Here is a 7306-nt window from a genome sequence, read left to right on the forward strand (position 1 = left end):
AATTATTTTTATATAATATTATATAATAGATGGATATTAATTATATAATATTATATCTTCTTTATTACTTTGCAGTAACTAATCCAATTATTTTTTCTGCAAATTGTGATGGAACTTCTCCATATCTTTCTAATTCCATTTCAAAGTATCCTCTACCTTGTGTCATTGCTCTTAAATCTATTGCATATTTAAATGTCTCTGCTTGTGGAGCCTCTGCAAATATTATTTGTTTTCCTTTATTATCTGGCTCCATACCAAATATTTTACCTCTTCTCTTGTTTATATCTCCCATAACATCTCCCATATATTCTTCTGGAACAGTTATCTTAAGTTTCATAATAGGCTCTAATAATATTGGATGAGCTTCCTCCATACCTTTTTTAAAGGCTGCACTTGCTGCCATCTTAAAAGCCATTTCAGAAGAATCTACATCATGATATGAACCATCATAAAGTGTAGCCTTTATATTTGTAACAGGGAAACCAGCCAATACCCCTTTTTGCATAGAATCTTTTAAACCTTTTTCTACTGCTGGTATATATTGTTTTGGTACAGAACCACCAAATATTTCTTCTGCAAATTCAAAATCAGATTCACATCTTTCAAATCTTATCTTTACATCTCCATATTGACCATGGCCACCTGATTGTTTCTTATGTTTCCCTTGTACATCAGCTGTTTCCTTTATAGTTTCTCTATAAGGAACTTTAAGGTCATTTAATTCAACATCTACCCCAAACTTATCTTTCATTTTATTTTTAATTGTTTTTATGTGAAGTTCCCCTTGTCCTCCTAAAAGAGCTTGCTTTGTCTCTGTATTTCTATACCAATGTAATGTAGGGTCTTCCTCTACAAGTTTGTTTAATACAGCAGCTACCTTTTCTTCATCACCCTTATTTTTAGGATTGACAGCATAATATATTTGTGGTTTTGGGAAATCTATCTTATCTAAAGCTTCTGCATCTTTATCTACAGATATAGTATCTCCTGTTTTTAGAGAATTAACTTTAGTTACAACTACCACATCACCAGCCTTAGCTTTTTCTATTTCAACTAACTCACTATTTCTCAATGTATATATGTTAGCTATTTTTTCTTTTATGTTTTTGTTTATATTAAAAATTTCTTTATCTTTAGAAATTGTACCTTGAGTAATTTTTATATATGACATTTTTCCTACAAATGGGTCGACCATAGTTTTAAATACTAATCCTTTAAATGGCTTACTCTCTTCTGTAAATATAGGTTCTATATAATTTGATATTGTATCTAATATTTCTTTTGTCCCTATGTTATTTATAGTTGAACCACATATTACAGGTATAATATCTCCTCTTTGTATACCTATAACAATACCTTTTTGGATTTCTTCTGTAGTTAACTCTTCTCCATTAAAATACTTATCTAATATTTGGTCATCTGTTTCTGCTATAAGTTCCATTAAAGCTTCTTTTACACTCATAGCTTGTTCTTTAAATTCACCTTCTAAATCATCTATATTTTCAAATACATTATGTAACTTGACAAAGTTTTTATCTTTGTATATAGGACTTATCATTGGAACTATCTTATTATTGTATTTTTCTCTTAACATTGCTATTGCATCTTTATATCTTGCTTTTTCATTATCTATTTTATTTATAAACATTATCTTAGGAATACTCTCAGTTAGTTCTAATGATTTCTCTGTACCAACTTGAATAGGTGCTGTTGCATCTATTACTATTATTGCTGCATCACTTGCTCTAAGAGATGATACAACGTCTCCGCTAAAGTCAAAATATCCTGGTGTATCCAATAAGTTAAACTTATAGTCATTATATTCTATAGGTATTAATCCCATACTATAAGTCATATTTACCTTGTCAGTTAATTTAGGTATCTTATTAGTGTTTGCTGTGTAAGCTATAGTTTCGATTAGATTTGTTTTACCACATCCGCTATGTCCTAATACCGCTACATTTCTCAACATATTACTATCATAAACTTTCATATAAGCACCCACCTTTTAAATTTATGTATTTTCTCTTAGCTGTTATTTCCTAAGAAATAGTCTAGAAAATGTTTATTATTTTTAGAATTTTTAGATAACATTTTCCTTACTAGCTTTATTTCTACATAGGGATATAATTTTCCTCTTTTTTTTAACAAATATTTAATTTAAATAAATAAAAACACTCTAAATATTTAATAAAAATATTTTAGAGTGTTTTATAAGTTGTTTTAATTCAATTATTTCATTATCATTAATAATTGTTTATCTTCAACCATATCATCTTCTTTTACTTTAATTGATTTAATTACTCCATCAGTCTTAGCAACTATTATAGTTTCCATTTTCATTGCTTCTATAACTATTAATGGTTGATTTGCTTTTACTTCATCTTCTTCTTTAACCATTATCTTTATAACTTTTCCTGGTATACTTGCTCCGATTTGAAGTGGATCATTCATATCAGCTTTCTCAACATTAGTAACTTTTCCAGAGAAGTTTCTATCTTTTATTTCCACTTCTCTAACCATTCCATTTAATTCAAAACCTATAGTTCTAAATCCATCTTCTTTAACTTCGCCAACTTCAACTAATCTTATTGTTAATACTTTACCTTCTTCTATTTCTACTTCACATTCTTCATTTTTATTTAATCCATAGAAGAATACATCACTTTCAAGTTTAGATATATCATTATAATGTTGTAAATGTTTAATATAGTCTTCATAAACTTTTGGATATAAAGCATAACTTATAACATTTCTTATATTTGCATTTATATCATATTTTTCATTTAGATATTTTGCTATCTCATCAAAATCTTCTGCTGGTAATAGTGAACCTGGTCTTACTGTAATAGCTTCTTCACCTTTTAAAACTACTTCTTGTAAATCTTTTGGTACTCCACCTTCTGGTTGACCAATCATACCTTTACAGTAGTCTACAACAGAATCTGGGAATGATAAGTTCTTACCTTCTTCTATTATATTATCTTTATCTAATTTATTTTTAGTCATAAAGATAGCTAAATCTCCTACAACTTTTGAAGATGGTGTTACTTTTATTATATCTCCTACAACTTCATTAGCTTCTTTATATTTTTCTTTAACTTCATCAAATCTATTAACTAATCCTAAACTATCAGCTTGAGGTTTTAAGTTTGTATATTGACCTCCTGGTATTTCAAAATTATATATTTCTGCACAAGAGTTAGTTAAGTCACTTTCAAATTTGTTATAAACTTTTCTTAAATCCTTATAGTATTTTCCTAACTCATCATATCCAAATAAATCTATACCTGTATCTCTTTCTGTATTTTTAAGAGCTTCTACTATTGCATTAAGCGATGGTTGACTTGTAAGCCCTGCCATAGATTCTAATGCAGCATCAATTATATCTACACCAGCTTCTGATGCCATCAAACAAGTTGCCACACCATTTCCACTTGTATCATGAGTGTGTAAATGTATTGGTGCTTTTACATTTTTCTTTAGTTCTTTGACTAATGTATAAGCAGAGTATGGTTTAAGAAGTCCTGACATATCTTTTATTGCTATTATATCTGCTCCTAAACTTTCTAACTCTTTTGCCATCTTAATATAATATTCTAAGTCATATTTAGTTTTAGTCTTATCTAATATATCACCTGTATAACACATAGTTGCTTCAACTATTTTTCCAGTTTCTAGAGCTGTATTAATAGATGGTTTCATATTTTCAACCCAGTTTAATGAGTCGAATATTCTAAATACATCTATTCCTTGTTTAGCAGACTCTTTTGTGAATTCTTCTATTACATTATCTGGATAGTTTTTATATCCAACTCCATTTGATGCTCTAAGCAACATTTGGAACATTATACTTGGTATTTCTTCTCTTAGTTTTTGTAATCTACGCCAAGGTGACTCTTTTAAGAATCTATATGCAACATCATAAGTAGCTCCACCCCACATTTCAAGTGAGAATAAATCTTTTTGATATTTTTCTGTTGGTTTAGCAGCTTTTAGTAAGTCATATGTTCTTAATCTTGTTGCCAATAATGATTGATGTGCATCTCTCATTGTTGTATCTGTTAATAATAGTTTTTTATCATTTTTTATTTTTTCTATATATGCAGATTTACCTAACTTATCAAAAAGTATCTTACTTCCTTCTGCCTTTGAACCATCTTTATTCATTCTTGGTTCATGTAACGCATCAAATAATGGTTTTTCTTGACAAGCGTTATCATTTACAATTACATCACCTATAAATTGAAGTAATTTTGTTCCTCTATCTTTACTTTCTGTTATTTCAAATAAATCTGGATTTTCATCTATAAATTTAGTATTACATTTACCATTTGAGAATATAGGATTATTTAAGACATTAACTAAAAATCCTACGTTAGTCTTAACACCTCTAACTCTAAGTTCTTTTATAGATCTTATAGTTTTATTTATTGCTCCTTGGAATGTTCTATCCCAAGATATTGTCTTAACCAATAAACTATCATAGTGAGGACTTATGTTTGCTCCTGTAAATCCATTTCCACCATCTAGTCTTATACCAAATCCTGAACCAGTTCTATAAACTTGAATTTTACCTGTGTCTGGCATAAATCTATTTTTAGGGTCTTCTGTAGTTATTCTACATTGGATAGAATATCCTCTTATTTCAACATCATCTTGTGATTTTATATTTATTTCTTCACTATCTAAACTGTATCCTTGAGCTATTAATATTTGACTTTGAACTATATCTATTCCTGTAACCATTTCTGTTACAGTATGCTCAACTTGTACTCTTGTATTCATTTCTATAAAATAATGACCACCATTTGCATCTACTAAGAATTCTAGTGTCCCTGCATTAGAATATCCTACATATCTTGATAACTTGACTGCATCATCACATATTTCTTTTCTTACTTTTTCATCTAATGAAAATGCTGGTGCATATTCTATTATCTTTTGATGTCTTCTTTGAACAGAACAATCTCTTTCGTATAAATGAACTATATTTCCATAGTTATCCCCTAATATTTGAACTTCTATATGCTTTGGATCAGCTATATATTTTTCTATGAATATAATATCTTCACCAAAAGCTTTTCTTGATTCACTACAAGCAGTTTCATATTCAAGTTCTAAATCTTTTTCATGATGTACGATTCTCATACCTCTACCGCCACCACCATTAGATGCTTTTATCATAACAGGATAACCTATTTTATTTGCAACTTCTTTTGCTTCTTCAGTACTTCTTATTGCTTTTTCCACTCCTGGTATAGTTTGAACATTAACTTCTTTTGCAATTTTTTTAGAGTTTATCTTATCCCCCATCATATTCATTACTTTAGATGATGGGCCTATAAAAGTAATTCCATTTTCTTCACATTTACGAGCAAATTCTGCATTTTCTGCTAGAAAACCATATCCTGGATGTATAGCGTCAACTTTTTTTCTCTTTGCTAAGTCTATTATTCCATCCATATCTAGGTATGCATCTATTGGACCTTTGCCTTCCCCTATTAAATACGATTCATCTGCTTTTGTTCTAAATAATCCATATTTATCTTCTTTACTATATATACCAACACTTTTTATCCCCAATTCTGAACAGGCTCTAAATATTCTTATAGCTATTTCGCCTCTATTAGCTACTAGTATTTTATTAAACTTTTTAAGCATACTCTATTCTTCTCCTTTATTGTTTGTGTAATATTAAAGATTATAGACTAAAATACTTTATTTTTGAAGATGTTTAAGCAAGTTCCTTAATTAATAAGATAAATTTATAAATATATATAACTTTTAGACTGTCTAAACTCAATTTACCTCACTAAAATTAAGGGATTTTTTATGGAATTTCAGACAAACTTGTGTGAAAATTTCTACAATTGATTTTATTTTATACTATTTTTTTCTCTGTTTACATAATTATTTTCATCTTTACGTAATATTTCACATACTTTTCTCAATATAGTTCATATCTTAATCTATCTGTCTTAACAAACGTTTTATTACATCAGAAAGTTTTAGATGACCTAAATCTGCATATGCTATAACTAGTATTATTTTTACTACTCCTTCTACCTCATCTAATTTATATGCTCTAGCATTTATTATTGTGTACTTTGGCATAAGTTCTTCTAAATCTAGTGCAAGTTCATCAGATAAAGTCATATACTCATCAAACTTTTCCTCATCAGATAAAGTCATATACTCATCTTGTTCACTTATAATAGTATCTAAGTAATCCAAATTTATACTTAATTGATAAGCTATTACATCCTCTCTTTTTGTACTTTTACTTAAATCCTTCTCAACTTTGAATTTACTATTTTTATCTATGATTATTTTAAGTTCTTCACTATCAACTATTTCATTTCCTATAATTATATACAAATTTTTTACCTCCTAAATATAAATCTTTTTTAATCAAAAATAAAACCTCTAGTAAAATTACTAGAGGTTTACACTGGTGGGATTAACAGGGCTCGAACCTGTGACCCCCTGCTTGTAAGGCAGGTGCTCTCCCAGCTGAGCTATAATCCCTCGATGTTTATATGGTGCGCCCAAAGGGACTCGAACCCCTAACCTTCTGATTCGTAGTCAGACACTCTATCCAGTTGAGCTATGAGCGCATTTTATTGGAGGCGACACCCAGATTCGAACTGGGGATCAAGGAGTTGCAGTCCACTGCCTTACCACTTGGCTATGTCGCCACCTTTTTGGTGATCTATCCGCGACTCGAACGCGGGACACCCTGATTAAAAGTCAGGTGCTCTACCGACTGAGCTAATAGACCATATTAGTTGGGGTGGATAATGAGAGTCGAACTCACGACCTCCAGAGCCACAATCTGGCGCTCTAACCAACTGAGCTATACCCACCATAGATCTTTAATTTAATGTGGTGGGCCATCAGGGACTCGAACCCCAGACCTACCGGTTATGAGCCGGGCGCTCTAACCAACTGAGCTAATGGCCCACATTAAATTTTAGTAGCGGTAATAGGAGTCGAACCTATGACCTTTCGGGTATGAACCGAACGCTCTAGCCAACTAAGCTATACCGCCATATTCTGGTGCCCAGAGGCGGAATCGAACCACCGACACGGGGATTTTCAGTCCCCTGCTCTACCGACTGAGCTATCTGGGCATTTGGCGGAGAGGGTGGGATTCGAACCCACGGCCCCTTTCGAAGTCACTGGTTTTCAAGACCAGCTCCTTAAACCACTCGGACACCTCTCCATTGGTGATCTATCCGCGACTCGAACGCGGGACACCCTGATTAAAAGTCAGGTGCTCTACCGACTGAGCTAATAGACC

General features: G+C 31.1%; 3 protein-coding genes and 10 tRNA genes. All 13 read right to left on the reverse strand.

Annotated features, from left to right (window positions below; all coding sequences use genetic code 11):
* Positions 1–64: 64 nt before the first annotated feature.
* The 13 genes from KGF36_RS18125 to KGF36_RS18185 all read right to left on the reverse strand — a co-directional run bounded on the left by KGF36_RS18125 (position 65) and on the right by KGF36_RS18185 (position 7306).
* Complete coding sequence (locus KGF36_RS18125; protein WP_227830196.1) at positions 65–1993, reverse strand: elongation factor G; 1929 nt, start codon at positions 1991–1993, stop codon at positions 65–67.
* A 239-nt stretch (positions 1994–2232) separates the two neighbouring features.
* Positions 2233–5664 (reverse strand): pyruvate carboxylase, encoded by a 3432-nt coding sequence (locus KGF36_RS18130; protein ID WP_227854921.1) that lies wholly within the window; start codon positions 5662–5664, stop codon positions 2233–2235.
* 303 nt (positions 5665–5967) lie between these two features.
* The gene (locus KGF36_RS18135; protein WP_227830198.1) at positions 5968–6381 is read right to left on the reverse strand and encodes a hypothetical protein; all 414 of its coding nucleotides are present in this window, start codon (positions 6379–6381) and stop codon (positions 5968–5970) included.
* Between the two features lie 74 nt (positions 6382–6455).
* Positions 6456–6531 (reverse strand) — tRNA-Val (locus KGF36_RS18140).
* A 12-nt stretch (positions 6532–6543) separates the two neighbouring features.
* Positions 6544–6620, reverse strand: a tRNA-Arg gene (locus KGF36_RS18145).
* A 7-nt stretch (positions 6621–6627) separates the two neighbouring features.
* Positions 6628–6701 (reverse strand) — tRNA-Cys (locus KGF36_RS18150).
* 7 nt (positions 6702–6708) lie between these two features.
* A tRNA-Lys gene (locus tag KGF36_RS18155) sits at positions 6709–6784 on the reverse strand.
* An 8-nt stretch (positions 6785–6792) separates the two neighbouring features.
* Positions 6793–6869: transfer RNA gene (locus KGF36_RS18160), tRNA-His, on the reverse strand.
* Between the two features lie 20 nt (positions 6870–6889).
* Positions 6890–6966 (reverse strand) — tRNA-Ile (locus KGF36_RS18165).
* 14 nt (positions 6967–6980) lie between these two features.
* Positions 6981–7054, reverse strand: a tRNA-Met gene (locus KGF36_RS18170).
* A gap of 6 nt (positions 7055–7060) precedes the next feature.
* A tRNA-Phe gene (locus KGF36_RS18175) sits at positions 7061–7136 on the reverse strand.
* Positions 7137–7139: 3 nt separating this feature from the next.
* Positions 7140–7228 (reverse strand) — tRNA-Ser (locus tag KGF36_RS18180).
* A gap of 2 nt (positions 7229–7230) precedes the next feature.
* Positions 7231–7306, reverse strand: a tRNA-Lys gene (locus KGF36_RS18185).

It is taken from the genome of Clostridioides sp. ZZV14-6009 (assembly GCF_020658095.1).
Lineage (GTDB): Bacteria > Bacillota > Clostridia > Peptostreptococcales > Peptostreptococcaceae > Clostridioides.

Bases quoted from the DNA above. Each gene is read 5' to 3' on its own strand.
- KGF36_RS18125 (WP_227830196.1), bottom strand. From the start codon at position 1,993: ATGAAAGTTTATGATAGTAATATGTTGAGAAATGTAGCGGTATTAGGA.
- KGF36_RS18130 (WP_227854921.1), bottom strand. From the start codon at position 5,664: ATGCTTAAAAAGTTTAATAAAATACTAGTAGCTAATAGAGGCGAAATA.